The organism is Cellulomonas endophytica (assembly GCF_004123805.1).
GTDB lineage: Bacteria > Actinomycetota > Actinomycetes > Actinomycetales > Cellulomonadaceae > Cellulomonas > Cellulomonas endophytica.
Genome location: NZ_RWJX01000008.1, coordinates 65,026 through 91,696 on the forward strand (window position 1 = coordinate 65,026; position 26,671 = coordinate 91,696).

At 76.4% G+C, this 26,671-nt stretch carries 27 protein-coding genes, 4 tRNA genes and 1 pseudogene; 14 read left to right on the forward strand and 18 right to left on the reverse strand.

All coding sequences use genetic code 11. The features are described 5' to 3' along the window. Window positions 1-487: 487 nt before the first annotated feature. A complete protein-coding gene (locus EJA20_RS04225; RefSeq protein WP_129336923.1) occupies window positions 488-895 on the forward strand; it encodes a DUF4383 domain-containing protein in 408 nt (135 codons plus the stop codon). Next, the gene (locus EJA20_RS04230; protein WP_129336924.1) at window positions 892-1,569 is read left to right on the forward strand and encodes a hypothetical protein; all 678 of its coding nucleotides are present in this window, start codon (window positions 892-894) and stop codon (window positions 1,567-1,569) included. Before EJA20_RS04225 ends, EJA20_RS04230 begins: the two co-directional genes overlap by 4 nt. A 134-nt stretch (window positions 1,570-1,703) precedes the next feature. On the opposite strand, the gene rplL is transcribed toward EJA20_RS04230, so the two are convergent. From rplL to EJA20_RS04265, 7 genes are all read right to left on the reverse strand, one after another. Further along, on the reverse strand, window positions 1,704-2,093 hold the full coding sequence (gene rplL / locus EJA20_RS04235; protein ID WP_129336925.1) for a 50S ribosomal protein L7/L12: 390 nt from the start codon (window positions 2,091-2,093) through the stop codon (window positions 1,704-1,706). Between the two features lie 127 nt (window positions 2,094-2,220). Continuing rightward, window positions 2,221-2,757: a 50S ribosomal protein L10 gene (rplJ, locus tag EJA20_RS04240; protein ID WP_129336926.1), complete on the reverse strand. Its 537-nt coding sequence runs from the start codon at window positions 2,755-2,757 to the stop codon at window positions 2,221-2,223. A 367-nt stretch (window positions 2,758-3,124) separates the two neighbouring features. Further along, window positions 3,125-3,841, reverse strand: a complete 717-nt coding sequence (gene rplA / locus EJA20_RS04245; RefSeq protein ID WP_129336927.1) for a 50S ribosomal protein L1 — start codon at window positions 3,839-3,841, stop codon at window positions 3,125-3,127. A gap of 122 nt (window positions 3,842-3,963) precedes the next feature. Beyond that, window positions 3,964-4,395, reverse strand: a complete 432-nt coding sequence (gene rplK, locus EJA20_RS04250) for a 50S ribosomal protein L11 (RefSeq protein ID WP_129336928.1) — start codon at window positions 4,393-4,395, stop codon at window positions 3,964-3,966. A gap of 101 nt (window positions 4,396-4,496) precedes the next feature. Further along, window positions 4,497-5,459: a transcription termination/antitermination protein NusG gene (nusG, locus tag EJA20_RS04255; RefSeq protein WP_240675014.1), complete on the reverse strand. Its 963-nt coding sequence runs from the start codon at window positions 5,457-5,459 to the stop codon at window positions 4,497-4,499. Window positions 5,460-5,569: 110 nt separating this feature from the next. Further along, window positions 5,570-5,746, reverse strand: coding sequence for a preprotein translocase subunit SecE (gene secE, locus EJA20_RS04260; RefSeq protein WP_420836400.1), 177 nt, complete (start codon window positions 5,744-5,746; stop codon window positions 5,570-5,572). Window positions 5,747-5,912: 166 nt separating this feature from the next. Further along, window positions 5,913-5,985: transfer RNA gene (locus tag EJA20_RS04265), tRNA-Trp, on the reverse strand. A gap of 159 nt (window positions 5,986-6,144) precedes the next feature. On the opposite strand from EJA20_RS04265, the gene EJA20_RS04270 reads away from it, so the two are divergent. The 8 genes from EJA20_RS04270 (at window position 6,145) to EJA20_RS04305 (ending at window position 13,776) form a co-directional block, all read left to right on the forward strand. Then, window positions 6,145-7,374 (forward strand): pyridoxal phosphate-dependent aminotransferase, encoded by a 1,230-nt coding sequence (locus EJA20_RS04270; RefSeq protein ID WP_164983820.1) that lies wholly within the window; start codon window positions 6,145-6,147, stop codon window positions 7,372-7,374. Window positions 7,375-7,489: 115 nt separating this feature from the next. Continuing rightward, window positions 7,490-8,461, forward strand: a complete 972-nt coding sequence (locus EJA20_RS04275) for an ABC transporter ATP-binding protein (RefSeq protein WP_129336931.1) — start codon at window positions 7,490-7,492, stop codon at window positions 8,459-8,461. Then, the gene (locus tag EJA20_RS04280; RefSeq protein ID WP_129336932.1) at window positions 8,458-9,330 is read left to right on the forward strand and encodes an ABC transporter permease; all 873 of its coding nucleotides are present in this window, start codon (window positions 8,458-8,460) and stop codon (window positions 9,328-9,330) included. Before EJA20_RS04275 ends, EJA20_RS04280 begins: the two co-directional genes overlap by 4 nt. Before the next feature lie 21 nt (window positions 9,331-9,351). Beyond that, window positions 9,352-10,641 (forward strand): sensor histidine kinase, encoded by a 1,290-nt coding sequence (locus EJA20_RS19700; RefSeq protein WP_129336933.1) that lies wholly within the window; start codon window positions 9,352-9,354, stop codon window positions 10,639-10,641. Then, entirely contained in the window at window positions 10,638-11,267 is a 630-nt protein-coding gene (locus tag EJA20_RS04290) for a response regulator (protein WP_129336934.1), read from the forward strand. Before EJA20_RS19700 ends, EJA20_RS04290 begins: the two co-directional genes overlap by 4 nt. 26 nt (window positions 11,268-11,293) lie before the next feature. After that, window positions 11,294-12,337: an adenosine deaminase gene (locus tag EJA20_RS04295; protein WP_129336935.1), complete on the forward strand. Its 1,044-nt coding sequence runs from the start codon at window positions 11,294-11,296 to the stop codon at window positions 12,335-12,337. A gap of 54 nt (window positions 12,338-12,391) precedes the next feature. Next, window positions 12,392-13,390, forward strand: coding sequence for a hypothetical protein (locus tag EJA20_RS04300; RefSeq protein WP_129336936.1), 999 nt, complete (start codon window positions 12,392-12,394; stop codon window positions 13,388-13,390). Further along, on the forward strand, window positions 13,387-13,776 hold the full coding sequence (locus EJA20_RS04305) for a GntR family transcriptional regulator (RefSeq protein ID WP_129336937.1): 390 nt from the start codon (window positions 13,387-13,389) through the stop codon (window positions 13,774-13,776). Before EJA20_RS04300 ends, EJA20_RS04305 begins: the two co-directional genes overlap by 4 nt. On the opposite strand, the gene EJA20_RS04310 is transcribed toward EJA20_RS04305, so the two are convergent. Both EJA20_RS04310 and EJA20_RS04315 read right to left on the reverse strand, forming a co-directional pair. Then, window positions 13,766-14,902, reverse strand: a complete 1,137-nt coding sequence (locus EJA20_RS04310; protein WP_240675024.1) for a UDP-N-acetylmuramate dehydrogenase — start codon at window positions 14,900-14,902, stop codon at window positions 13,766-13,768. The two genes, EJA20_RS04305 and EJA20_RS04310, sit on opposite strands and share 11 nt — an antisense overlap. A 167-nt stretch (window positions 14,903-15,069) precedes the next feature. Next, window positions 15,070-16,455 carry an MFS transporter gene (locus tag EJA20_RS04315; protein WP_129336938.1) on the reverse strand — a complete coding sequence of 462 codons (1,386 nt, stop codon included), beginning with the start codon at window positions 16,453-16,455 and terminating at the stop codon, window positions 15,070-15,072. A 180-nt stretch (window positions 16,456-16,635) separates the two neighbouring features. On the opposite strand from EJA20_RS04315, the pseudogene EJA20_RS04320 reads away from it, so the two are divergent. Together EJA20_RS04320 and EJA20_RS04325 are read left to right on the forward strand one after the other, a co-directional pair. Beyond that, window positions 16,636-18,401 (forward strand): annotated as a pseudogene (locus EJA20_RS04320) (ABC transporter ATP-binding protein). Between the two features lie 142 nt (window positions 18,402-18,543). Further along, a complete protein-coding gene (locus EJA20_RS04325; RefSeq protein ID WP_129336939.1) occupies window positions 18,544-19,605 on the forward strand; it encodes a LacI family DNA-binding transcriptional regulator in 1,062 nt (353 codons plus the stop codon). 276 nt (window positions 19,606-19,881) lie between these two features. Here EJA20_RS04325 and EJA20_RS04330 read toward each other — a convergent pair whose 3' ends face one another. From EJA20_RS04330 to EJA20_RS04355, 6 genes are all read right to left on the reverse strand, one after another. Further along, a complete protein-coding gene (locus EJA20_RS04330; protein WP_129336940.1) occupies window positions 19,882-20,319 on the reverse strand; it encodes a MaoC/PaaZ C-terminal domain-containing protein in 438 nt (145 codons plus the stop codon). Next, window positions 20,316-20,762, reverse strand: coding sequence for an FAS1-like dehydratase domain-containing protein (locus tag EJA20_RS04335; protein WP_129336941.1), 447 nt, complete (start codon window positions 20,760-20,762; stop codon window positions 20,316-20,318). Before EJA20_RS04335 ends, EJA20_RS04330 begins: the two co-directional genes overlap by 4 nt. A 40-nt stretch (window positions 20,763-20,802) precedes the next feature. Beyond that, window positions 20,803-20,973 (reverse strand): 50S ribosomal protein L33, encoded by a 171-nt coding sequence (gene rpmG / locus EJA20_RS04340; protein WP_090031858.1) that lies wholly within the window; start codon window positions 20,971-20,973, stop codon window positions 20,803-20,805. Window positions 20,974-21,085: 112 nt separating this feature from the next. Then, window positions 21,086-21,162: transfer RNA gene (locus tag EJA20_RS04345), tRNA-Met, on the reverse strand. Between the two features lie 58 nt (window positions 21,163-21,220). Beyond that, a tRNA-Thr gene (locus EJA20_RS04350) sits at window positions 21,221-21,293 on the reverse strand. Window positions 21,294-21,452: 159 nt separating this feature from the next. Beyond that, window positions 21,453-21,534: transfer RNA gene (locus tag EJA20_RS04355), tRNA-Tyr, on the reverse strand. Between the two features lie 196 nt (window positions 21,535-21,730). On the opposite strand from EJA20_RS04355, the gene EJA20_RS04360 reads away from it, so the two are divergent. After that, window positions 21,731-22,228 (forward strand): YajQ family cyclic di-GMP-binding protein, encoded by a 498-nt coding sequence (locus EJA20_RS04360; protein WP_129336942.1) that lies wholly within the window; start codon window positions 21,731-21,733, stop codon window positions 22,226-22,228. A 61-nt stretch (window positions 22,229-22,289) separates the two neighbouring features. On the opposite strand, the gene htpX is transcribed toward EJA20_RS04360, so the two are convergent. Beyond that, window positions 22,290-23,174 carry a zinc metalloprotease HtpX gene (htpX, locus tag EJA20_RS04365; protein ID WP_129336943.1) on the reverse strand — a complete coding sequence of 295 codons (885 nt, stop codon included), beginning with the start codon at window positions 23,172-23,174 and terminating at the stop codon, window positions 22,290-22,292. A gap of 178 nt (window positions 23,175-23,352) precedes the next feature. Next, window positions 23,353-24,729 (reverse strand): FAD-dependent oxidoreductase, encoded by a 1,377-nt coding sequence (locus EJA20_RS04370; protein WP_129336944.1) that lies wholly within the window; start codon window positions 24,727-24,729, stop codon window positions 23,353-23,355. Window positions 24,730-24,937: 208 nt separating this feature from the next. Here EJA20_RS04370 and rarD point away from each other — a divergent pair, with 208 nt between their 5' ends. Next, window positions 24,938-25,981 (forward strand): EamA family transporter RarD, encoded by a 1,044-nt coding sequence (gene rarD / locus EJA20_RS04375; RefSeq protein WP_240675016.1) that lies wholly within the window; start codon window positions 24,938-24,940, stop codon window positions 25,979-25,981. On the opposite strand, the gene EJA20_RS04380 is transcribed toward rarD, so the two are convergent. Beyond that, window positions 25,978-26,671 (reverse strand): protein phosphatase 2C domain-containing protein (locus tag EJA20_RS04380; RefSeq protein WP_205687353.1); only part of this gene is annotated, 694 nt, incomplete at its 5' end. The two genes, rarD and EJA20_RS04380, sit on opposite strands and share 4 nt — an antisense overlap.

A 26,671-nucleotide genomic window follows, 5' to 3' on the forward strand; every position in this document is an offset into this window, starting at 1 on the left:
CTCGCGTCCAGCCCCGCGCGCAGCAGCGCGCCCCCGGGGGGACGTCTCGTGGAAGTCTGCACCGACCCCGCACGTGCGCGGCACCGGTCCTCCACAGGCGACCACCTCGTCGCCGTGGACAGGATGGCACACGCGGCGGCCGGGCGGGAAGCGGCGCGGCCCGGTCCCACCCCCGGGTTCACCCGTCGGCCGCAGCCCCGCCGCCGGCCGCACCGGGGCCGGCGCCGCGGCGTAGACCGGTGACCTGCGAGGACGGCGTGACCACATCGTGACCGCCCTGCGGCGCCGCTCCGGTGGCGGACCCGCGCGCGGCTGGGGATCGTCGGAGGTGCACGGGTCCGCACGACCCGCGCACCGCTCCCGTGAGCGACCCGTCCAGCACGGTGCGGGGTCCGAACGACCGAGGACGGGCACCGGCCCGTCACCTCGCCGGGCCGACCGCCCGGCCCTGGACCAGGGGCGGCACCGCCCCGGGAGGGATCTCACCATGACCCAGTCCCCCAACCGCCTCGTCGGGGCGGTCTTCGGCGTCGTCTACCTGCTCGTCGGCCTCGCCGGCTTCGCCGTGACCGGCGACGTGCCCTTCGTCGGGCAGGAGGGCAGCTCGCTGCTCGGCTTCGAGGTCAACGGCCTGCACAACATCGTCCACCTGCTCATCGGAGCCGCGCTCCTCGCCGCCTCGCGGAAGGTGAGCACCGCCAAGGGCATGAACACCACGGTGGGCGCCGTCTACCTGCTCGTGGGCGTCGTGGGCCTGTTCATCCTCGACAGCTCCGCGAACATCCTCGCCCTCAACGGCGCGGACAACGTGCTGCACCTGGGCAGCGCCCTCATCCTCCTGGCCGTGGGCCTGGGTGCGGACAAGGCGACGACCCCGCGCACCCGGACGGCGTGAACGGCACGGCGCCCGCCGGCGCGGCGGGCCGGGGCGCCCTGACGTCCCCCGGCCCGGCCCCGCGGGGTGCGGCGGACGCGCCCGCGTCCCGGCTCGCGGCTGCCGGGCACGCCCCGGCGGCCGTCGCCGCCCTCCCGCCCGAGCGCCCCGCGGCGTTCGTCGCCCGCGGCTGGGGGGCCCTCGCGGGCATCGGCGGGGGGCTCGTGCAGGTGGGCGTGGGCGCGGAGCACCTGGCGCACCACCCCGTGGTCGGTGCCGCGCTCCTGGCGCTGGCGGCGCTCGCCCTGGGGGCCGGCGTGCTGGCCCTGCGCGGGCCGGGCCCGGCGCTGCGCGTCGGCGCGGCGGTCCTCGTCCTCACGGCCGCCGGTTCCGCCGCGGGCGGCCTGCTCACCGCGACCCTGGGCACCGCCGAGGTCTGCGCGCTGGCCCTGGGCGTCGCGGGGGGCCTCGGCCTGGGGCTGGCGGTCCACGTGCCCGCCCCGGCCGGCGGCGCACCGGTCACCGGGCGCGCGGTCGCGGGCCGGCTGCTCCTCCTGGCGCTCGGCGCGGTCCTGGCGGCGGCGCTGGCGACGACGGGGCTCGCGGCGACCGCCGCCGGCGCCGCCGCGGTCCCCCACGGCGGGCACGGGCTCGTCCCCCTGCTCGGGGGCGGCCACGGGGGCCACGGGGGCTGAAGGCCCCCTCCCCGCCGGCCGCCCGGCGCGGGCCCGGTACGGCGCAGCCCGGCACGGCAGAGGCCCGCACCCCCGAGGGGGTGCGGGCCTCCGTGGCGTGCGACGCCGGCACGCTCAGCGCGCCGGCGCGGGGGTCACTTGAGGGTGACGGTGGCGCCGGCGCCCTCGAGCTGCGCCTTGGCCTTCTCGGCGGCCTCCTTGGTCACGCCCTCCAGGACGGCCTTGGGGGCGGCGTCGACGAGGTCCTTGGCCTCCTTGAGGCCGAGGCTCGTGAGCGCGCGCACCTCCTTGATGACCTGGATCTTCTTGTCGCCGATGGCGTCGAGGAGGACGTCGAACGAGTCCTTCTCCTCCTCGGCCTCGACCTCGGCGGCGCCGCCGGCACCGGCCGGGGCGGCGACGGCGACCGGGGCGGCCGCGGTCACGCCGAAGGTCTCCTCGAACTCCTTCACGAACTCCGAGAGCTCGATGAGGGTGAGGTCCTTGAACGCGTCGATGAGCTCGGCGGTGCTGAGCTTCGCCATGGTGGCGTCTCCTTCGTGGCTGTCCTCGCCGGTCGGACGACCGGTGGGGGCTGGGTGGTCAGGGGCGGTGCGGTCCGCGCGGTGCAGCGCGGGGGTGGGGCCGAGGGTCGGCGGTGGGCCCGAGGGCTCAGGCCGCGCTCTCCTCGGTGTCCCCGGCCTGCTGGGCGCGCAGCGCCTCGACGACGCGGGCGGCCTGCGAGGCCGGCGCGGCGAAGAGGTACACGGCCTGGCTCAGCGACGCCTTCATGGCGCCGGCGGCCTTCGCCAGCAGCACCTCGCGGGACTCGAGGTCCGCGAGCTTGGTGACGTCCGCGGCGGTCAGGGCGCGGCCGTCGAGGACGCCCCCCTTGATGACCAGCGCGGGGTTCGCCCTGGCGAAGTCACGCAGACCCTTGGCGACGGAGACGGGGTCCCCGGTCACGAAGGCGATCGCCGAGGGACCCGCGAGGGCCTCGTCGAGACCGGCGACGCCGGCGTCCTTCGCCGCGATGGCGGTCAGCGTGTTCTTCACCACGGCGTAGGTCGCGTCGCCGCTCAGGGAACGCCGGAGCGTCTTGAGCTGGGCCACGCTGAGACCGCGGTACTCGGTCAGCACGGCCGCGTTCGACTCACGGAAGCGGTCCGTGAGCTCCGCGATCGCGGCGGCCTTGTCCGGCTTCGCCATGGCAGTCCTTCCGGTGGTGGTGCCACCGGTCGCGTCCGTGCCCCGGAGACGACAGGAGCCCCGCGCAGGCGCGGGGCTCGGGCACGCACCACGGCACGGGGCCGTGAGGGGTGGAGCTCTCGCCTGCGCTGGCCCCCGCTGCTGCGGGACTTCGGGCGGCGCACCGCTCGCCCGTCAGGGACGGGAGGGAGGTGTGCCGACGACCGGCGGTCTTGGGCGTCGTCCAGGCTACGGCACGGCGGGCGCAGGCCCAAATCGCCGCCCCTCCCCACCCCGGGGCGGGGGCGGTGCGACGAGCAGCGGGGACGGCGCAGGGCCCGGCACCACGAGGTGCCGGGCCCTGCAGGTCCCACGGGAGGGGTGCGGCTCAGGCCGCCTCCTCCTCCGTGAGGTTCCGCGTGCGGTTCTGGTCCAGCAGGATGCCGGGGCCGTTCGTCGTGGAGACGGTGGCCTTGGCGACGTAGCGACCCTTCGACGAGGCCGGCTTCAGACGCAGGATCTCGTCGAGGGCGGCCGCGTAGTTCTCCACGAGCGCGACGTCGGAGAACGACGTCTTGCCGATGATGAAGTGCAGGTTCGCGTGCTTGTCGACGCGGAACTCGATCTTGCCGCCCTTGATGTCCGTCACGGCCTTCGTCACGTCCATGGTGACGGTGCCCGTCTTGGGGTTCGGCATGAGGCCGCGGGGGCCCAGCACCTTGCCCAGACGGCCGACCTTGCCCATGAGGTCGGGGGTGGCGACGGCCGAGTCGAAGTCGGTCCAGCCGGCCGCGACCTTGGCGATGAGCTCGTCGCCGCCGACCTCGTCCGCACCGGCGGCACGGGCCTGCTCGGCCCGGTCGCCCGTGGCGAACACGATGACGCGGGCGGTCTTGCCCGTGCCGTGGGGCAGGTTGACCGTGCCGCGGACCATCTGGTCCGCCTTGCGCGGGTCGACGCCGAGGCGGAAGGCCACCTCGACCGTGGCGGCGTAGGAGGACGTGCTCGTCTCCTTGGCCAGACGGATGGCCTCGAGGGGCGCGTACGCGTGGCCGGCCTCGATCTTCTCGAGCGCGGCGCGGTACGCCTTGCTGTGCTGGGGCATCTGCTTCTCCTGATCAGCAGTCGTGGTCCTCGGGCCGCACAGGGCCCTGCCACCGGGTGGCCCGCGGCGGGTGCGCCACGGGGTCGTGCGGGTCGTGCAGGTGGTGCCGGTCGTGCGACGGGTCAGGCCTCGACCTTGATGCCCATGGATCGGGCGGTGCCGGCGATGATCTTCTCGGCGGCGGCGAGGTCGTTGGCGTTGAGGTCCTCGAGCTTCGTCGTGGCGATCTCGCGGACCTGGTCGGCCGACAGCGTCGCGACCTTGACCGTGTGCGGCGTCGCGGAGCCCTTGGCCACGCCCGCGGCCTTCTTGATGAGCTCGGCCGCCGGCGGCGTCTTCGTGACGAAGGTGAACGAGCGGTCCTCGTACACCGTGATCTCGACGGGGATGACGTTGCCGCGCTGGGCCTCGGTCGCCGCGTTGTACGCCTTGCAGAACTCCATGATGTTCACGCCGTGCTGGCCCAGCGCGGGGCCGATCGGCGGCGCGGGGGTGGCCGCGCCGGCCTTGATCTGGAGCTTGATCAGGCCGGTGACCTTCTTCTTCGGGGGCATGACGCCCTCGCTCTCTCACTCGTGGGCCGACGCCGTGGGCGATGACCCGGTTGCAGGGGGCCCGCGGTGCGGGCCCCGGGTGGCGCGGGTGCGCCGGTCGGTCAGATCTTGGAGACCTGGCCGAAGGACAGCTCGACCGGGGTCTCCCGGCCGAAGAGGGACACGAGCACCTTGAGCTTCTGGTTCTCGGGGTTGATCTCCGAGATCGTCGCCGGGAGCGTGTCGAAGGGGCCGCCGTCGGTGACCGTCACGGACTCGCCCACGACGAAGTCGACCTCGATGGGGGTCGCGGACTTCTGCGGGGCCGCGGGGCTGGCCTTCGGCGCGAGCGTCGGGGCCAGCATGGAGAAGACCTCGGACTGCGTCAGCGGCACGGGCTGGTGGGTGTGCCCGACGAAGCCCGTCACGCCCGGCGTGTGGCGCACGGCGCCCCACGACTCGTCGGTGAGGTCCATGCGCACGAGGACGTAGCCCGGGATCCGCACGCGCTTGACGAGCTTGCGCTGCGCGTTCTTGATCTCCACGACCTCCTCCATGGGGACCTCCACCTGGTAGATGAAGTCCTCCATGTTGAGGCTCTGGCGCCGGTTCTCCAGGTTCGCCTTCACGCGGTTCTCGTACCCCGCGTAGGAGTGGATGACGTACCAGTCGCCGGGCAGGGTGCGCAGCTTCTCGCGGAACGCCCCCTCCGGGTCCTCGTCGGGGTCGATCGCGTCGGGCAGCGGGGCCTCGTCCTGCGCGGCCTCGTCCGTCGGCTCCGCGTCGGCGGGGTCCTCGTCGGCGGGGTCCTCGTCGGCGGGCTCGTCGTCGTCCTCGTCCGACGAGGCGGCGACCGCGGCGAGGAGGTCGTCCCCGTCGCTGCTGCCGGCGTCCTCGTCGGCGGCCTCGGCCGCGTCGACGGCGTCGACGTCGTCGGCGGCGTCGTCAGCGGGGTGCTCGACGCGGTGGTCGCCCCCGAGGTCCGTGACGTCGACGGACGTCAGCGCGTCCTCGAGCTCGCTGCGGGCGGGGTCGACGACGTCATCCGTGAGGTCGCCCGTGGGCTCCTGCGACTGCTGCGACACGTTCGGTGACCCTCTTTCTCCCGGGCGCCGCGTGGCGCCCTGACGTCGGTGCGGCACCACGGCGGGGTGCCCGGCGGTCCGGGGTGGCGCGGACGACCGGTCCGGACCGGTCAGCCCCCGAAGACCCAGAAGCTCAGACGGCCGACGCCGAGGTCCACCAGCGTCACGAACGCCATGACCACGGCGACGAACACGAGCACGACGGCCGTGTACCGCAGGAGCTCGGTGCGGGTCGGCCAGACGACCTTCCGCAGCTCGGCGACGACCTGGCGGACGAAGAGCACCACGCGGGCGACGATCCCGCGCCGCGGGGCCCCCGGGCGCTCCGAACGGGTCGGCGTCGGAGCCGGTTCCCCGGCGCCCGGCGTCGCCGCTGCGGTATCGCTCACGTGCCAGAACCCCTGTGTCTCGTCCGTACGACCGTCCGGCGACCCCCACGGGGTGCCCTGTGCGCAGGGCAGACAGGACTCGAACCTGCAACCTGCGGTTTTGGAGACCGCTGCGCTACCAATTGCGCCACTGCCCTACGGCGGCCTGCTCCGAGGCGCCGACCCTGCGCGGGCAGGGCTCAGCATCACGGACGTCAACCGCCGGGGCGACACTCTACGCGACGCCGCGCCGGGGGTCGAACCGCGCGGCGGTCCGGCTGGACCGACGCCGGGAGCGCTCTGCCAGGATGGCCCCCGTGAGCCAGCCCACGCCCGCCCTCGCCCCCCTCCCCCGCGTGTCCCGGCGCGTCGGCGCGATCGCCGAGTCGGCCACGCTCGCCGTGGACGCCCGGGCGAAGGCCCTCAAGGCCGCCGGCCGGCCCGTCATCGGCTTCGGCGCGGGCGAGCCCGACTTCCCGACGCCGCCGGAGATCGTCGAGGCCGCGGTCCGGGCCGCCCAGGACCCGGCCAACCACCGCTACACCCCCACGGCCGGGCTGCCCGTGCTCCGCGAGGCCGTCGCCGCGAAGACGCAGCGCGACTCGGGCTACGCCGTGGACCCCGCGACGGTGCTCGTCACGAACGGCGGCAAGCAGGCGGTGTTCCAGGCCTTCGCCACGCTGCTCGACCCGGGCGACGAGGTGCTCCTGCCCACCCCCGCGTGGACGACCTACCCCGAGGCGATCCGGCTGGCCGGCGGCGTGCCCGTCGAGGTCTTCGCGGGCCCGGAGCAGGGCTACGTCGTCACGGTCGAGCAGCTCGAGGCCGCCCGCACCCCGCGCACGAAGGTGCTGCTGCTCAACTCCCCGTCGAACCCCACGGGCGCCGTGCTGACGCCGGCGGCCACGGAGGCGATCGGCCGCTGGGCGCTGGAGGCCGGGATCTGGGTCGTCACGGACGAGATCTACGAGCACCTCACCTACGACGACGCGGTCTTCACCCCCGTGCTGCGCGCCGTGCCGGACCTGGCGGACCGCACCGTCGTGCTCAACGGCGTGGCGAAGACCTACGCGATGACGGGCTGGCGCGTGGGGTGGCTCGTCGGGCCCCAGGACGTCGTGAAGGCCGCGACGAACCTCCAGAGCCACCTCACCTCGAACGTGTCCAACGTGGCGCAGCGGGCCGCGGTGCAGGCCCTCACGGGCGACCTCACCGCCGTGGCCGCCATGCGCGAGGCGTTCGACCGGCGCCGCCGCACGATGGTGGCGATGCTGTCGGAGATCGACGGCGTCGAGGTCCCCGTCCCGCAGGGCGCGTTCTACGCCTACCCGTCCGTCGCCGGCGTGCTGGGTCGCACCGTCCGCGGCCGGACCGTGCGCACCTCCGCGGAGCTGGCCGAGGTCGTCCTCGACGAGGCCGAGGTGGCCGTCGTGCCCGGCGAGGCCTTCGGCCCGAGCGGCTACCTGCGCCTGTCCTACGCGCTGGGCGACGAGGACCTCGTCGAGGGCGTCGGCCGGGTCCAGCGCCTGCTGGCCGAGGCGCGCTGACGCCCGTCCCCCTCCGGGGCGGAGCCGGCTGACCCCGTCGTCCACCGGTCGGTGGACGACGGGGCCGGACGAGGGGACGTCGCGACGGCCCGGGCGCCGCCGCCAGGCTCGGGGCATGAGCACGACGACCCCCCGGCCGCAGCCGCCGGCCCCCGCGAGCACCGCCGCACCCGCACCCCTCCGGACGGCACCGCCGCCCGACGCCGACGCCGCCGTCCTCGTCCGCGGCCTGCGCAAGCACTACGGCGACCGGCGCGCGGTGGACGGCCTCGACCTGCGCGTCGAGCGCGGCCTCTGCGTCGCCGTCCTCGGCCCGAACGGCGCGGGCAAGACCACCACCGTCGAGGTCCTCGAGGGCTACCGCCGCCGCGACGCCGGCGAGGTGCGCGTCCTCGGCGAGGACCCGCAGACCGCCGGCCGCACCTGGCGCAGCCGCATCGGCGTGGTCCTGCAGACCGCGAACGACCTCGCCGAGGCCACCGTGGCCGAGACGGTCGCGCAGGTCGCCCGCTACTACCCCGACGCCCGCGACCCCCGCGAGGTCGTCGCCGCGGTCGGGCTGCAGGAGAAGGCCCGGACGCGCGTGCGGGCCCTGTCGGGCGGCCAGCGCCGCCGCCTCGACGTCGCGCTCGGCGTCGTCGGCCGGCCCGAGCTGCTGTTCCTCGACGAGCCGACGACGGGGTTCGACCCGTCGGCCCGGCACGCGTTCTGGGACCTCGTCGACGACCTGCGCGCCTCCGGCACGACGATCCTGCTCACCACGCACTACCTCCAGGAGGCCGAGCGCCTCGCGGACCGGGTCGTGGTCGTGGCCGCCGGCCGGGTCGTCGCCGAGGGCGCCCCCGCCGACCTCGGCGGCCGGGCCGCCCGCAGCGCCGTCGTCCGCTGGACGGAGCACGGGGCTCCCCGGGAGACGGTCACCGACAGCCCCACGCGCACGGTGGCCGAGCTCGCCGCCCGCTTCGCCGACCTCGGGCACGACGAGGTGCCGGGCCTGCAGGTCCTGCGCCCGACCCTCGAGGACGTCTACCTGTCCCTCGTCGGGGGCGCCGCCCCCGGCCCGTCCGAGCCGGAGGCCCGGTCATGACCACCACGACCCCCACGACGCGCCCCGCACCGACGACCGCGGCCCGCGCCGCCCGGCTGCCCTCGCCGCTCGCCCTCGGCCTCTGGCGCACCCAGCACGAGCTGCGCCTGTTCGTCCGCGAGCGCGACGCCGTCGTCTTCGTCTTCGCCTACCCCGTCGTCATGCTGGCGATCTTCGCCACCGTCTTCGGCGGTCCCGGCGAGGTGTACGGGCCGCCCGGCGACGAGGTGCCCTTCAGCCAGTACTTCCTGCCCGGCATGGTCGCCACGGGGGTGGTGCTCACGAGCTTCCAGTCCCTGGCGATGAGCATCGCCGTGGAGCGCGACGAGGGCGGCCTCAAGCGGCTGCGCGGCACGCCGCTGCCCGTGTCGTCGTACGTCCTGGGCAAGGTCGGCCAGGTGCTCGTGGTGTCCCTGGCGCAGACCGCCCTGCTCCTGGCCGTGGCGGCCCTCGTCTACGACGTGCCGCTGCCCGACGACGCCGGCCGCTGGCTCACCTTCGCGTGGGTCTGGGCGCTGGGGACCGCCGCCGGGGCCGTGTGCGGGGTCGCGTTCTCCTCCGTGCCGCGCACCGGCCGCTCCGCGCAGGCCGTCGTCACGCCCGTGGTGCTCGTGCTCCAGTTCGTCTCCGGCGTGTTCTTCATGTTCCACGTCCTGCCGGGGTGGATGCAGACCGTCGCCTCGTTCTTCCCCCTCAAGTGGCTCGCCCAGGGCATGCGGTCGGTGTTCCTGCCCGACGCCGCGCGCGCCGTCGAGCCGTCGGGCTCGTGGCAGCACGGCACGACGGCGCTGGTGCTGGTGGCCTACCTCGTCGTGGGGCTCGTCGTCGCCGCGCGCACCTTCCGGTGGCGCCGCCACGACGACGGCTAGGGCTGTGGGAGGGTCGGCCCCATGACCGCGCCGGTGGACCGCCACGAGTTCTGGCGCCGCACGCTGCGGGCCTGGGACCTCGGCTTCGCCGCCCTGCTGGCGGTCGTCGCGGTCCCGCTCGCGGCGGACGCCCCCGGGGACCCGGGAGCGGCGGCGGCGCTCGTCGCGCTGACGGTCCTCGCGGCGGCCTACGTGCTCGTGGGGCGCCGGGCAGCCCTCGCCGGCGACGGCCGCGGAGCGGACGCCTACCTCGTCGTCCTGCTCGCCGTCGTGTCCCTCGCGACCTGGGCGGGCGACGTCGGCTTCACGCTGCTGTTCGTCGCGTACTCGCAGATCTGGTTCTTCGCGCGCCGCCGGCTCACGGGGATCGCGTGGTGCGTCGCCCTCACCGCCGCCGTCACCGCGTCCGTGGGGCTCCGCCTCGCGCAGAGCGGCCGGGGCTGGAGCGCGAGCGTCGCGGAGGTCGGCGGCCAGATGCTCGTCAGCCTGGCCTTCAGCATCGTCGTCGGGCTGTGGATCACCGCCATCGCGGAGCAGAGCGAGGAGCGCGCCGAGCTCATCGACCGCCTCGAGCAGGCGCAGGCGGCGCTCGCCGTGGAGCACCACGCCGCCGGTGTGCTGGCGGAGCGGTCGCGGGTGGCGCAGGAGATCCACGACACGCTCGCGCAGGGCTTCACCAGCGTGGTCATGCTCAGCCAGGCGGCGGGGGCGGAGCTCGACCGGGGCCGGGACGACGAGGTGCGGCGGCGCCTCGTGCAGGTCGAGTCCGTGGCGCGGGAGAACCTCGCCGAGGCGCGGGCGCTCGTGGCCGCCTTCGGGCCGGCCGACCTGCAGACCGGCTCCCTGGCGGACGCGCTGCGCCGGCTCGCGGCCCGGGTCGCCGACGAGACGGGGGTGCGGGTGCTGGTCGAGGCCGCCCCCGCCCCGGCCGACGCGCCGGCGGTGCCGCTGGGCCGGGAGGTGGAGGTCGCGCTGCTGCGGACCGCGCAGGAGGCGCTGGCCAACGTCCGGCGCCACGCGGGTGCCTCGACGGTCCGCGTGCACCTGGCCGTGGGCCCGGACGGCGCCGCGCTCGAGGTGACCGACGACGGCCGCGGCCTCCGGCCGGGGGCCCGCGAGGGCGTGGGCCTGCGCGGGATGCGGTCCCGCGCCGAGGCGACCGGCGGCACGCTGACCCTCGAGGCGCCGGAGGGCGGGGGCACGCGGGTGCGGCTGCGGCTGCCGGTCGTGGGCCCCGTCGCCCCCGTCGGCCCCGTCGGCCCCGTCGGCCCCGTCGCCCCCGTCGGCCCGGAGCCGGAGGGGCGCCCGTGACCATCGCCGTGCTCATCGCCGACGACCACCCCGTGGTGCGGTCCGGGCTGGCCGGCATGCTCGGCGTCGAGCCCGACCTGAGGGTCGTCGGGGAGGCCGCGGACGGCGACGAGGCCGTGGCGCTGGCCACGTCCCTCCGTCCCGACGTCGTCCTCATGGACCTGCGGATGCCGCGCACGGACGGCGCCACCGCGACGGCGCGCATCGTCGCGGCGGTGCCCGGCGCGCACGTCGTGGTGCTGACGACGTACGAGACGGACACGGACATCCTGCGCGCGGTGGAGGCCGGCGCCACGGGCTACCTGCTCAAGGACACCCCGCGCGAGCAGCTCGTCGCCGGCATCCGCGCGGCCGCCCGCGGGGAGTCGGCGCTGTCCCCGTCCGTGGCCGCGCGCCTCGTGCAGCAGATGCGCACCGGGGACGCGGACCGGCTCACGCCGCGGGAGGTCGAGGTCCTCGCCGGCGTCGCGCGCGGCCTGTCGAACGCCGCCGTCGGGCGTGCGCTGTTCATCACGGAGGCCACGGTGAAGACGCACCTGCTGCGGGCGTTCGCCAAGCTCGGGGTCGACGACCGCACCCGCGCCGTGACCGTGGCCATCGAGCGCGGCATCCTGCCGGGGGCCTGAACCCGGCCCCTGGCACACTGGCGCCCGTGCGCGACCTGGCCCTGCTCCCGAAGGCGCACCTGCACCTGCACTTCACGGGTTCGATGCGGATCCCCACGCTCGTCGAGCTCGCCCGCGAGGCCGGCGTCCGGCTGCCCGACGCGCTCGTCGACGACGAGCCGCTGCGCGTGCCCTCCGACGCGCGCGGCTGGTTCCGGTTCCAGCGCCTCTACGACGCGGCCCGGGCCGTCGTGCGGTCGGAGGGGGCGATGCGCCGGATCGTGCGGGAGGCCGTCGAGGACGACGCCGCCGAGGGGTCGGGGCGGCTCGAGCTGCAGGTCGACCCCACCTCGTACGCGCCCTTCGTCGGCGGCCTCACCCCCGCGCTCGAGATCGTCCTCGACGAGGCGCGCCGCGCGGCGGCGGCGACCGGCGTCGACGTGGGGCTCGTCGTGGCGGCCTCGCGCACGCGGCACCCGCTCGACGCGCGCACGCTGGCGCGCCTGGCCGTCCGGCACGCCGGCGACGGTCCCGGCGAGGTCGTCGGCTTCGGCCTGTCCAACGACGAGCGCCGGGGCGTCACCGCCGACTTCGCCCCCGCGTTCGCCCTCGCGCGCCGGGCCGGGCTGGCCTCCGTCCCGCACGGCGGCGAGCTGCTCGGCCCGGCGCACGTGGAGGACGTCCTGGAGCACCTGGCGCCCGACCGCCTCGGGCACGGCGTGCGGACCGCGGAGGACCCCCACCTGCTCGAGCACGTCGTGGCGCAGGGCGTGGCGCTCGAGGTGTGCCCCGCGTCCAACGTCTCGCTCGGGGTCTACCCCGACGAGGGGGACGTGCCGCTGCGGACCCTGCTGGGGGCGGGCGCCACGGTGGCCCTCGGCGCCGACGACCCGCTGCTCTTCCGGTCCCGGCTCGTCGACCAGTACGCGATCGCCCGGGCGCAGGGGCTCGACGACGCCGCGCTGGCCGACCTCGCGCGCGGGTCGGTGCGGGCGTCCCGGGCGTCGGAGGCGGTCCGCCGGCGGCTGCTGGCGGGCGTCGACGCCTGGCTCGCCGGGCCGGACCCGGACGACGGCACGGGAGGACGCTGACCCTGCGTCGAGGACGCCCTGCCTTTTGCATCAATGTGTTGCTACATTGCCTCCATGGCTTCGTCCCTCCTGCTCGTGCCGCTGGTCCTCGTCGTGCTCGTCGTCCTCGGGGCGCTGGTCGCCGCGCTCCTCGTCGCCGTCCGGGCGGGGCGACCGCAGCTGCCCGCGGCGCACCCGGGTGCGCCCGCACCGGCGCACGGGGAGCCCCCGGCGGCGGCCCGTCCGGAGGCGCTGCCCCTCGCCCTGCGGCGCGGCGCCGTCGTCGCCCTCCTCGCCTGGCTCGCACTGGCCGCGGTGGTCCCCGTCCTGTGGCTCGCCGCACCGCTGCTCGCGGTCCTGCCGGCGGCGGCGCCCCCGGGGGTCGCCCTGGCGGTCGCCCCCGCGGCGGCGGGGCTGGCCCTGCTGGCCGTGCACGCCGTCGGCGAGCTCACCTGGCCCCGCCCGGCCGGCGAGGTGCGGCGGGCCGTCCTGGTGCCGAGGGGCGTCGCCGACGTCGCGCCCGCGGGCCTGCGGCGCTGGACGGGCGGGCTCGCGGCCGCCACGGTCGTCGTGGCGGTCGTCGGCAGCCTCGTGGCCGCGGACGACGGGCGGTCGCTGGAGCGCCACGGCGCGACCTGGTCGGCGGGCTCGGGCCCCTTCCCCGGGGCGCCCTACGCGGTGCCGGTCGCGGTCGGCGCGCTCCTCGTCCTCGCCGCCGTCGAGGCCGTGCTGCTCCTCGTCGCGCGCCGCCCCGCCGTGCCGGGGACGGACGTGCCGACCGACCTCGGGCTGCGCCGCCTCTCCGCCCGCCGGGTGCTCGGGGGCGCCCAGCTCGCGCTGGGCCTGGCCCTCGCGGGGACGCTCGCCGTCGCGGGGTCGGCGCTGCGGGGCGTCGCCGGGCCCGTCGTGGGGCCGTCGACGGCCGCGCCCGCCCTCCTCGTCGCCGGGGTCGCCGCCGTGCTGCTCGCCGCGGCGCTCGTGGTGGCGGTCCTCGTCGTGGCCGTCCGGGCCCACACCGGGCCGGGCGCCGTGGCCGCCCCCGCGCCCTCCGTCCCCGTCCCGGGCCGGCCGTGACCGCCGCGCTCGAGGTCGACCTCACCTCCTCCGTGCCGGCGTACGAGCAGATCCGGCAGGGGGTCGTGGCGCACGTGGCGGCGGGGCGCCTGCGGCCGGGCGACCGCCTGCCGACGATCCGCACCCTGGCGACGGACCTCGGCCTCGCGCCCGGGACCGTCGCCCGCGCCTTCCGCGAGCTCGAGGCGGCCGGGGTGGTCGTCACCCGCCGCCGCGCGGGGACGGTCGTCGCCGCGGGCGCCCCGGTGAGCGTCGACGGTGCGCGCCGAGCGGCGCGGCAGTACGTCGAGAGGGTGCGCGCGGCGGGCCTCGGCGACGAGGAGGCCCTCGCCCTCGTGCGCAGCGAGCTGCTCGGCGCCTACGCGGAGCCGACCGTCAGAGGCTGACGCCGACGAGCACGGGCTCCGGCTCCAGCACGAGGCCGAACCGCTCCCGCACGCCCGCCCGCACCTCGCGGGCCAGGGAGAGCAGGTCGACGGCCGTCGCGGCCCCGCGGTTCGTCAGCGCGAGCGTGTGCTTCGTCGAGAGCGAGGCCGCCCCGGACCCGTAGCCGCGGTGGAAGCCCGACCGCTCGATGAGCCAGGCGGCGCTCGTCTTCACGGCGCCCGGGTCCCCCGCCACGGGGAACCGCGGGGCGTCCGCCGGCAGGGACGCGGCGGCACCGGCGTCGAGCACGGGGTTCGTGAAGAACGACCCGGCGCTCCAGGTGTCGGGGTCCGCGGCGTCGAGCACCATGCCCTTGCGGGCGCGCAGCCCGAGCACCGCGGCCCGCACGTCGCCCAGGGGCGCCCGCTGCCCCGGCTCGACGCCCAGCGCCCGCGCGAGCTCGGGGTAGACGACGGGCGCGCCGAGGCTGCCGGCACGGAGCTGGAAGGTCACGTCGAGCACGACGTAGCGCGGCGTCGGGCCCCACGGCACGGCGGGCGGCGCCTCGGGCTCCCCGCGCCGCACGGGCTCGGTGAACCCCGGCCGCAGCGAGCGCTTGAGGAGCGAGTCCCGGTACCCGAAGGCCAGGGACACCACCGGGAGGGTGCGCACGCGGCCCCGCCCCCGGTCCCAGACGCGCACCTGCGCGACGGTCTGCGACACCTCCTGGCCGTACGCCCCCACGTTCTGCACGGGGGTGGCACCCGTGGAGCCGGGGATGCCGGAGAGCGCCTCCACCCCGACGAGCCCCTGCTCGACCGCGTACGCCACGACGTCGTCCCACGGCGTCCCCGCCGCGACGGTGATCGTCACGCCCGCGCAGGCGCTGGCGTCCGGCACCTCGACCGACGAGCGCACGTCCCGCACCACGGTCCCGGGGAACCCCGCGTCGGCGACGAGGAGGTTCGAGCCGCCGCCGAGGACGAGCAGCGGCTCCCCCGCGGCGTCCGCGGCCCGGACGGCCTCGACGAGCTCGGCCTCCGTCGTCGCCTCGACGTACCGGCTCACGGGACCGCCGACGCGCAGGGTCGTGAGGTCGGCGAGCCGCACCGGCCCCGCCTCGGCCCCGGCGGTCCGGCGGCGCAGCGCGGCCGGCAGCGGGGGCGGCGGGACGAGCGCGCAGGCGTCCGCGTCGGCCGGGCCCAGGTCGACGACGGGCGCGCCGGCCAGGTCGGCGGCTGCGGCCAGGTCGGCGAGCGCGGGACGGCCGACGAGGCCGGGCAGGTCCAGGGTCGGTCGGGGGTCCACGCGCCTCAGGCTACGTCGCCCGCCCCGGCGCGCGACCGCTCGCCCGGACGGTCCTCAGCCCCCGGGCCGGGGGCCGTGGCGGGACCCGTCCCCGACGCCTCGGCCGGCCGCAGGGGGGCTGCGGCCCGCACGACGAGGAGCCCGGCGACCACCGGCACCAGGACCGCCAGCAGCGCGGTCCGGTACCCCACGACGTGCGCCAGCAGGCCGAGCAGCGGCGGCCCCGCGAGGAAGGCCGAGTAGCCGATGGTGGACACCACGGACACGCGCATGGCGGCGCGCTCCGGGTCGTCGGAGGCGGCGCTCATGCCCACGGGGAAGCCCAGCGCCGCGCCCAGGCCCCACACGGCGACGCCGACGAGCGCGAGCCAGAGCGGCTCGACGAGCACGAAGACGAGCAGGCCGGCGATGGCCAGCACGGACGCGACGCGCAGCACGACGACGCGGCCGTAGCGGTCGAGCAGCCTCGTGCCGAGCAGGCGCATCGCCGTCATCGCGGTGACGAAGACGCCGAAGGCCACGGCGCCGACCGCGTCGCTCGTCGCGAAGCCGTCCACGACGGCCAGGCTCACCCAGTCGTTCGCGGCGCCCTCGGTGAGGGCGGCGGCGAGCACGACGAGCCCGATGAGGAGCGTGCGGGGCTCCCGCCAGGCGGCGAGCGCACCCGAGGCCCCCCGCGTGGCCGTCGGCGCCGGGGCGGCGACCGCCGGCTCCGTGCCGGGGACGGCGGCGACGGGGCCGTCGCCGGCCCGGTCGACGACACGGTCGACGACCCGGACGGCGGCGTCGTCGGGCAGGAACCAGCGGACCACGACCGCGACGACGAGCGTCGACAGCGCCACGACGACGGGGATGTGCCAGACGACGGGCACCGCGAACCCGGCGAGCACGGCCGCGAGCGCGGAGGCGCCCATCGTCCCGAAGGAGAAGCCCGCGTGGTAGCGCGGCATCACCGTGCGGCCGAGGCGGCGCTCGACGACCGCGCCCTCGAGGTTCATCGCCGCGTCCCACACGCCCGTGCCGATCCCGAAGAGCACGAGGCCCGGCGCGACGAGGGCCACGGACCCGAGCGCGACGCCCACCGCGCCGACCGCGAGGCCCGTGGCGTTGAGCGCGGCGAACAGCAGCACCGTCCGCCGGGCCCCGAGCCGCTCCACGACGAGCCCCGACAGCGGCAGCGCCAGCAGCGACCCGCACGAGCCGACGAGCAGCAGGAGCCCGACCTCGCGCTCGTCGAGGGCGAGGCCGTCGCGGATGGCCGGCAGGCGGGAGGCCCAGGTGGCGAAGTTCGCGCCGTTGAGCACGAACACGAGGAACACCGCCAGGGAGGCACGCCGCAGGGCGGGGGACGGCGGGGCGGCCACGGCGGACGGCCGCGGGGTGGAGGACATGCGGAAGGCCCTTCGGGACGGAGGAGGCAGACCCGCCGCCCGGCGCGCGGCACCGGGTCGAAACGATCCGAGGGTCGGCTCCCATCGTCGGGCCCGGCCGCCCGGACGGTCAACCGGGATACGGACGGCGGACGCGGGAGAGCGGTTTCCTCGAATCGATCCGAGTGCCACCATGGAGCGGTGCCTCCCCACCCGGCGCACGACGGCCTGCCGGTCGACGGCGACCACCCGCTGCGCTCCGTCCTGCTCCTCCTCGACCAGCACCGCCGCCGCGTCCTCGCGGCCGTCGGCTTCTTCGCGATGAAGGAGGTGCCCGTCTGGCTCACCCCCGTCATCACCGGCAAGGTCGTCGACGTCGTCGTCGCCGGCGGGCCCCTGCGCGAGATGGGTCTGTGGGCCGCCCTCGCGGTCGTGTCCCTGCTGCAGAACTACCCGAACCACGTCCAGTACACGAGGCGCTACATGGGCGCCGTGCGCACCATCGGCGCCGACCTGCGCAACGGGCTCACCGCCCGCCTGCAGAGCCTGTCCATCGGCTTCCACCAGCGCGTGAGCGCCTCCATCGTCCAGACGAAGGTCGTCCGGGACGTGGAGAACGTCGAGCTCATGCTCCAGCAGGTCACCCACCCCCTGCTGTCCGCCACGATGGTGGTCCTCGGGGCGGTGGCCATGACAGCGCTCGCGGTGCCGGCCTTCCTGCCCGTCTACGCGCTGACGATCCCGCTGGCCGTCCTCCTGCGGTACTTCCTGCAGCGGCGCTCGCGCACGACGAACGCGCAGTTCCGCCGGGAGGTGGAGGACTTCTCCGCGCGGGTGGGCGAGATGGCCACGCTCATGCCCATCACCCGGGCGCACGGCCTCGAGCGCACCGCGACGGAGCGCGTGGCGGCCTCGGCCGAAGGGGTCCGGTCGGCCGGCCTCGTGCTCGACATGCTCAACGGGCGCTTCGCCTCCCTGTCGTGGGTGAGCCTGCAGCTCCTGGGGATCCTCTGCCTGGTCCTGGCGGCCGGCGCCGCCCTCACGGGGGCCGTCCCGATCACGGCGGGCGAGGTCGTGCAGCTCTCGTCGTACTTCGCGCTCCTCACGGGCGCCCTGACGAACCTGCTCATGCTCCTGCCCGTGGCGGCCCGCGGGCTGGAGTCCGTGCGGTCGATCGCCGAGGTCCTGCAGGAGCCCGACCTCGAGGTGAACGAGGGCCGGCGGCCGGTCGTGCAGGTGCGGGGGCGCGTCACGCTCGAGGGCGCGTCCTTCCGCTACCCCGAGGCCGACGAGCACGCGCTCACCGACGTCGACCTCGACATCCGGCCCGGGGAGACGGTGGCGTTCGTCGGGCCCTCGGGCTCCGGCAAGTCGACGGTGCTCAACCTCGTCCTGGGCTTCCTGCGCCCCACCGGCGGGCGGGTCCTCGTCGACGGGCAGGACACGGCCGGCCTCGACCTGCGGACCGTCCGGCGGCACGTGTCCGTCGTGCCGCAGGAGTCCGTGCTGTTCGAGGGCTCCGTGCGGGACAACGTCGCCTACGGCCTGCCGCACGTCGACGACGCGCGCATCCGGGCGCGCTGGAGGACGCGAACGCCGCCGAGCTCGTCGACGCGCTGCCGCAGGGGTGGGACACCGTCGTGGGTCAGCGGGGCGCGCGCCTGTCGGGCGGCCAGCGCCAGCGCATCGCCATCGCCCGCGCCCTCGTCCGCGACCCGCGCATCCTCCTGCTCGACGAGGCGACCTCCGCCCTCGACGCGGAGTCCGAGCGCGCGGTCCAGGAGGCGCTCGGCCGCCTCGTGCGCGGGCGCACGACGCTCGTCGTGGCGCACCGGCTCTCGACGATCCGCTCCGCCGACCGGATCGTCGTCCTGGACGGCGGCCGCGTCGTCGAGGTGGGCGGCCACCACGAGCTGCTCGCCCGGGGCGGGCGCTACGCCCGGCTGGAGCGCGCGCAGGAGGTGTAGGCGGGCGCACGTCACGCAGGCGGCGGGCGGGTCCGGCGCCGGGGGGCGCGCCCGGCACGCCTAGGCTGACCCGCGCAGGCCGGCCGGGGGCCGGCCGGGGCCGTCCGGACCGGGCGGCCGCCGACGCGACGAGGAGGACCCGATGGGCGCACGCGGGCCGACGCTCGCCGACGTCGCCCAGGCGGCCGGCGTGTCCGTGTCCACCGCGTCCCTCGCCTTCTCCGGGGCCGGCCCCATCACCGCGACGACGCGCCAGAAGGTCCTCGACGCCGCGGCGGCGCTGTCGTACGTGGGCCCGAACCCGCTGGGCCGCCAGCTGCGCAGCGGCCGCTCGGGCATCGTCGGCGTCGTCCTCGGGGACGCCCTGCGCCGCGCCTTCCGCGACCCCGTGTCCATCCAGGTGCTCGACGGGCTCGTGCAGACCCTGGGCCCCCTCGGCCTCGGCGTCCTGCTCGTGCCCGCGGTCGACGACGCCGGGGAGCCGCGGGCCGACCCCCTGCTGGAGTCGGCCGGGATGGACGTCGCCGTGCTGTTCTCCGGCGGGCGCGCCGACGACTCCTCGCGCGTGACGCTGGACCGGCGCGGGGTGCCCGTCGTGGTCATCGAGGGCGACCCGCCCGAGCACGGGGCCCTCATCGGCGTCGACGATCGCGGCGGCATGGCCGACCTCGCCCGCCGCCTGCGCGCCCTGGGCCACGAGCGGATCGCCGTCGTGGCGCTGCCGTTCGGCGGCGACCGGCGCGAGGGCGTCGCCGACGCGGAGCGCCAGGCGGACATCCGCTGGCTGGTGACGGAGCGGCGCCTGGCCGGCATCCGCGAGGGCGGCGTCGAGCCCGTGGTCGTGTGGGAGACGCCCGCGTCCCTCGTCGAGCACGGCGCCGCGGCCGGGCGGGCGCTGCTCACGGGGCCGGACCGGCCCACGGCCGTCATCGCGCTCTCGGACCTGCTGGCCTCCGGCGTCGTGCTCGCCGCCCGCGAGCTCGGGCTGCGCGTCGGGCACGACGTGTCGGTCGCCGGCATCGACGGCCTGGACCTGCCGTGGCTGGCGCCGGACGTGCTCACCTCGGTCGACCAGCCCCTGCGGCTCAAGGGCGAGTCCGTCGGCCTCGCGGCCGCCGAGCTGCTCGCCGGCGGCTCCCCCGAGCCCCTCGTGCTGCCCGTCTCGTTCCGCGAGGGCACGACGACGGGCCCCGCCCCGTCCTGAGCGGCCAGGACGGCCCGTCGCGCGACGCGACGAGATGCCCCTCCCGACCGCCCGCGGCCCCGCGCGGACGACCGAGACCGGCATCTCGTCGGGAGGCGATGAGATGCCCCTTCCGGGCGCTGACCGGGCCGGACGTGCGACCCGGACAGGCATCTCGTCCAACAGGCGACGAGATGCCCCTTCCGGGCGCTGACCGGACCGGACGTGCGACCCGGACCGGCATCTCGTCGAAGAGGTGCGGGCGGCCGTGCGGGCGCGCGGCGTGGCGGGCCGGCGTCAGGGGAGGCGGACGACCGCCTGGGCCTTGCCGAGCACGCGCTGGCCCTCGACGGTGACCGCGAGGTCGATCCGTGCGGTGCCGGCCTGCGCGTCGAGGGCGCCGACGGTGGCGACCACGTCGACGAGGGCCTCGCCCGGGTCCGGCACGGGCACGGGGCGCGTGAACCGCACCCCGTAGTCGAGCACGGCGCCCGGGTCGCCCAGCCAGTCCGTGACGACCGTGACGGCGGCGCCCATCGTCCACATGCCGTGCGCGATGACGCCGGGCAGCCCGACCTCGCGCGCGACGCGCTCGTTCCAGTGGATGGGGTTCCGGTCGCCGCTCGCGGCCGCGTAGTGCACGAGGCGGGCCCGGTCGACGCGGAGCGTGCCGCGGGCCACCTCGTCGCCGACCGTCAGGTCCGCGAGGGCGGGACGACCGCCGGCGGCGCTCACGCCTCGCCCCGCACGGCCAGCGTGGAGCGGACCGTCGCGACCGGGGCGCCGGCCTCGTCGGCGATCTCGCACCGCGTGGCGACCATCGTCAGCCCGGCGCGCTGGGTGAGGGAGTCCACGTGCAGGACGGTGACCAGACGGTCCCCGGCGTGCACCGGGCGGTGGTGCGTGAACCGCTCGTCCGCGTGGACCACGCGGCTGAAGTCGATGCCCGCCGCCGGGTCCTGGACGAGCTGGGCCTCGGCCCGCTGCGCCACGAGCACCACCCAGGTGGGCGGTGCCACGACGTCCGGGTGCCCGAGCGCCCGCGCCGCCGCCGGGTCCGTGTGAGCGGGGTGCGTGGAGCCGACGGCCTCGGCGAACTCCCGCAGGGCCTCGCGCCCCACCTCGAGCGGCGCCGTGGGCGGGTACACCCGGCCGGCGTAGGACAGGTCGACGGGCACGGGGACCTCGCGGGGCGTCAGCGGCGGGGGCGCGAGGGGGTCAGCGGGTCTCGCGGTGGACCGTGTGCTTGTTCTCGCGCGGGCAGAACTTCTTCATCTCGAGCCGGTCGGGGTTGTTCCGACGGTTCTTCTTCGTGATGTAGTTCCGCTCCTTGCACTCCGTGCACGCAAGCGTGATCTTCGGACGGACGTCCTGGCTCTTGCTGGCCATGGCCTTGCCACCTCTCGCGCCCGCGGGCGCCTGCAACTGGGTCTCACCGCGCGCCGGCCGACGCGCTGCATGGAGTGGTCCCGGTGATGTCGTGCACCACCGGGACCGGGAGTGGTAGCGGGAGCGGGGTTCGAACCCGCGACCTCACGATTATGAGTCGTGCGCTCTCACCAACTGAGCTACCCCGCCGCGAGCACGAGGCCGGCGGACCGCCCCGAGGGGCGGAACCGGACGACGACGTGCACAGAGCCCCGAAAGGGAATCGAACCCTTGACCTTCTCCTTACCATGGAGACGCTCTGCCGACTGAGCTATCGGGGCAGTGCCGACCAAGATACACGGGCCGGGGGGCCCGGCGAAATCGGCTCCGGCGGCGGGTCGCCGGAGCCGGCGACGACCGCGGCACCGGGGACCGACGGCTCAGGCCCCCGACGACCGACGGCCCGGACCTCGTGAGGTCCGGGCCGTCGAGCTGCACGGTGGCGGGTGAGGGATTCGAACCCCCGTAGGCGTTGCCAGCTGATTTACAGTCAGCCCCCTTTGGCCACTCGGGTAACCCGCCGTGAGCGGGAGAAACCTTACCGGACGCCGCGGGGTGCTCGTGACCGTGCCGTGGCGGCCCGTCGGACCGGACGGGCCGGACGGGCCGGACGGGCCGGACGACGCCGCGCCGACGTGGCAGGCTGGCACCGGAGGCGGGCAGGGGCCCGCGGGGACAGCACGGGCCGCGGCGCGGCCCCCGAGCGCAGGAGGCGGACGTGGCTGCGGACTCGTCGTTCGACGTCGTGAGCAAGGTCGACCGGCAGGAGGTCGACAACGCCCTGAACCAGGCGTCGAAGGAGATCGCCCAGCGGTACGACTTCAAGGGCGTCGGCGCGTCCGTCGCCTGGAGCGGCGAGTCGATCCTCCTCGTCGCGAACTCCTCCGAGCGGGTGCTCGCCGTGCTCGACGTCCTCGAGACGAAGCTCATCAAGCGCGGCATCTCGCTGAAGTCGCTCGACGTGGGCGACCGCGAGCCCAAGCCGTCGGGCAAGGAGTACCGCCTCACCGCCACGGTGAAGGAGGGCCTGTCCAGCGAGGTCGCCAAGAAGCTCGCGAAGATCCTGCGCGACGAGGGCCCCAAGACGGTCAAGGCGCAGATCCAGGGCGACGAGCTGCGCGTCACCAGCAAGAGCCGTGACGACCTGCAGGTGGCGATCTCCCTGCTCAAGGGCGCCGACGTCGACGCGGCGCTGCAGTTCGTCAACTACCGCTAGCCCGGTCCTGCCGGGGCCGGCCGGGGCCGGGGCCGACCGCCCCCGCGCAGGTCGGTGCGGGTCAGTACCGGGTGAGGCCGCCCGTGCCGCCGGCCATCGCCTGCAGGCGCGCGATGCGGTCCGCCATGGGCGGGTGCGTGGCGAACATCCGCGCCATGCCGCCGCCGCGGAAGGGGCTGGCGATCATGAGGTGCGAGACGTTGACGAGCTCGCGGTCCTGCGGCAGCGGGCGCGCGTGCGTGCCGCGCTCGAGCTTGGCCAGCGCGGACGCCAGGGCCAGCGGGTCGCCCGTGAGCCGGGCGCCGTCCTCGTCGGCGTCGTACTCGCGGGTCCTGCTGATGGCCGTCCGGACGAGCGAGGCGGCCAGCGGCGCCAGGAGCGCCAGGAGGAGCCCGACGAGGGGGTTGCCGTTCCGCTCCCGGTCGGAGCCCCCGCCGAAGAACATCGCGAACTGGGCGAGCGAGGTGACGACGCCGGCGATCGCGGCCGCGACGGAGGACAGGAGGATGTCGCGGTTGTAGACGTGCATGAGCTCGTGGCCGAGCACCCCGCGCAGCTCGCGCTCGTCGAGGATCTGCAGGATGCCGTCCGTGCAGCAGACCGCCGCGTTCTGCGGGTTGCGGCCCGTCGCGAAGGCGTTCGGCGCGGAGGTCGGCGAGACGTAGAGCCGCGGCATGGGCTGCCGGGCGGCGGTCGAGAGCTCCCGCACGATGCGGTACATCGCCGGCTGCTCGAGCTCGCTCACCGGACGGGCGCGCATCGCGCGGATCGCGATGGTGTCCGACCGCCAGTAGGACACGGCCGTCATGACCACGCCGATCGCCCCGAAGAGCAGCGCGTACCGTCCCGTGCCCCCGCCGACGAGCCAGCCGATGCCGAGGAGGACGGCCCACAGCGCGCCGAACAGGGCGGCGGTCTTGAGGCCGTTGAAGTGGCGGTGACCCATGGCCGGGCGGTCTCCTGTCGTCCGGCCGCCGTCCCTCGGCGGTCCGTCGACGTGCAGAACGCACGGTGCCCCGCGGCCGTTCCCCGACCGCGTCCGCCGGGGGCGGACGGGACGGGGGGCCGCGGGGCACCGGGTCGTCCTGCGTCGTGCAGGTCCTGCCGGAGGCTGCGCCCCGGCCTCAGCCCTTCCGGCCGAGGGAGACGTCCACCATGTCCTCGCGCGGGACGACCTTGACGCGCTCGCGGCCCTCGGGCTCGCCCAGCGCCCGCTCGTAGGCGTCGAGCAGCTCCCACCCGTGCCAGTCGATGGGCTCGACGCCCTTGGCGCGCAGGAAGGCGGTGACGGCCTCGGGCTCGCGCTCGACGGCGGTGTAGGCGGCCGGGCCGCCGGCCTCGACGTCCTCGCGCAGGTTCCGGATCGTCTCCGTGGCGTCGGACTTCGTGTGGCCGATGAGGCCCACCGGGCCACGCTTGATCCAGCCCGTCGCGTAGATGCCCGGCACCCGGTCCCCCGAGCCGTCGACGACGCGACCCCCCTGGTTCGGGACGACGCCGGCGACGTCGTCGAAGGGGATGTCGGGCAGCGGCGAGCCGAAGTAGCCCACGGCCCGGTACACGGCCTCGACGGGCCAGTCGTGCAGCTGCCCCGTGCCGCGGACGTTGCCGTCCCCGGTGAGCTCCGTGCGCTCCGTGCGCAGGGCGACGACGCGGCCGTCCTCGCCCACCACCTCCACGGGCGCGTGCAGGAAGTGCAGGTGGATGCGGCGGCTGGCCGTCAGCTCCTCCGGCTCCCGCAGCGTCCAGTCCGTGAGGGTCTTGACGACCTGCTTCGTCTGGTTCGACGAGCGGATGGCCAGGTTCGAGCCCTCGTCGAAGTCGAAGTCCTCGGGGTACACGACCACGTCGACGTCCGGCACGTGGCCGAGCTCGCGCAGCTCCAGCGGCGAGAACTTCACCTGGGCGGGGCCGCGGCGCGCGAAGACGTGGACGTCCGTGATCGGCGAGGCCTTCAGCGCCGCGTGGACGTTCGCCGGCACCTCCGTGGGGAGGAGGTCGTCCGCGTGCTTGGCCAGCACCCGTGCGACGTCGAGCGCCACGTTGCCGGCGCCGATGACCGCGACGACCCGGTCGTCGAGCGGCCACGTGCGCGGGACGTCGGGGTGCCCGTCGTACCAGGAGACGAAGTCCGCGGCGCCGTAGGAGCCGTCGAGCTCCACGCCGGGCACGGGCAGCGCCGCGTCCCGGATGGAGCCCGTGGAGAAGATGATGGCGTCGTAGAACTGGCGCAGCTCCTCGAGCTTCACGTCCGTCCCGTAGTCGACGTTCGCGAGCAGGCGGATGTCGCCCCGCTGCAGGATGTTGTGCAGCGCGACGATGATCTGCTTGATGCGCGGGTGGTCGGGCGCGACCCCGTAGCGCACGAGGCCGAACGGGGCCGGCAGGCGCTCGAAGAGGTCGATGCTCACGTCGAGGTCCGTCTTCGCCAGGATGTCGGCGGCGTAGATGCCGGCCGGTCCGGCGCCGACGACGGCGACGCGCAGGGTGGGTGTGCTCACGGGGTGCTCACGTTTCGAGACGAGGGGCACGGGCAGCGATGGTCCGCCGACGAGTATAGGCAAGCCTCACCCGGCCGGTCGCGGACCGTCCCTGTCCGTGGACGGTCGGCACCCCGACCTGCGGCGACGCGCACCGCGCTCTCAGCGCGGTGCCGGCGCGGGACGCCCCGCCGCCCGCCGTCGGCACGGCGGGCGTAGCCTCGCGGGCGTGCCCGACCGCCCCACCGCGACGCCCCCGGCCCTCCCCGCCCCTCCAGCATCCGGACAGCCGGGGGCCGCCGGCGCGGACGCCGCTCCCCGGGCTCCGCGCGGGTCTGTCGACCCCGGCCCGCTCGACCGCACGGGCCTGGCCGCCGGCCTCGGCGCGTACGCGCTGTGGGGCGCCATGCCGCTCTACTTCCCGCTGCTGCGCCCCGCCGGGGCGGTCGAGATCATCGCCCACCGGATCGTGTGGTCCCTGCTGTTCTGCGTCCTCCTCGTGCTGCTCACGCGCACGCACCGGGAGGTCCTGGCCCTGCTCCGCGACCGGCGCGCGCTGGCCACCCTCGCCCTCGCGGCGGTGCTGCTGGCCGTGAACTGGCTCGTCTTCGTGTTCGGCGTGCTCTCCGGGCACACCGTGGACGCCGCGCTCGGGTACTTCATCAACCCGCTCGTCACCGTGGGGCTGGCGGTCGTCGTGCTGCGGGAGCGGCTGCGTCCCGTGCAGTGGGCCGCCCTCGGCCTCGGCGCGGCCGCGGTCCTCGTCATCGGCGTCGGGCTCGGCTCCGTCCCCTGGGTCGCGCTGGCGCTGGCGGGCAGCTTCGGGGTGTACGGGCTGCTGAAGTCGCGGCTGGGCGGACGGGTCGGGGCCGTCGCCGGCCTCACGGTCGAGACGGCCGTGCTCGCCCCCGCGGCCGGGGCGTGGCTCGTCGTGATCGGGGTGCAGGGCACGGGCACGTTCGCCGCCCACGGGGCCGGGCACGCCCTGGCGCTCGCCGCGGCGGGCGTGGTGACGGCCCTGCCGCTGCTGCTCTTCAACGGTGCCGCCCGGCGGCTCCCGCTGTCCGCGGTGGGCCTCCTGCAGTACCTCGCCCCCGTGCTGCAGCTCCTCGTCGGCGTGCTCGTCCAGCACGAGGCGATGCCACCCGCGCGCTGGTGGGGCTTCGGCCTCGTGTGGGCGGCGCTGGCCGTCCTCGTCGTCGACGGCCTGCGCCAGGGGCGGGTGCGCTCGCGGGCGGCCGCCGCCGCGGCGGCGTCGGGTCCCGCGGCCTAGGCGAGCGGGCCGGCGCCGGACCCGGGGGCCGGGTCGGCGGCGGCGGCGGGGGCGGCGGGGGCGGTCCTGGAGCTCGCGACGAGGTCCGCCACCAGCGCCGTCGCGTTGTCCCGCCCGCCCGCGTCGAGCGCGAGGGCCACGAGGCGCTCGGCGGCCCGCCGGGGGTCGGCCTCCTCACGCAGGACGGCGGCGAGCGCCGCGTCGTCGAGCTCGTCGGTGAGGCCGTCGGAGCACAGGAGCAGCCGGTCCCCGGCGGCCGCCGGCACCCGCCGCACGTCGTCCCCGTGCCGCACCGCCGGCTCCCCCGCCCCGAGGGCCCGGGTCACGACGTGCCGCCGGGGGTCGTGGCGCGCCTCCTCGGGCGTGAGCAGCCCGGCCCGGACGAGCTCGGCGACGAGCGTGTGGTCCGTGGTGAGGCGCTCGAGCCCGGTGCCCGGCCCGGCGTCCGACCCGCCGGCCAGCCGGTAGGCGCGCGAGTCGCCCACGTGCGCGACGAGCAGCGCCGGCCCCTCGACGAGCAGGACGGCCGTGAGCGTCGTCCCCGGTGCCCGCTCGGAGGCGGCGGGCAGCGCGTCCACGGCGGCGCGGGCCGCGTCGAGCGCGTCCCGGAGCGCCCCCTCGTCGGGGGCGACGCCCGCGGCCGGCACGGCCCCGGGCGCCTGCCCCGGCGCGGGGCCGTCGAGCGGCCGC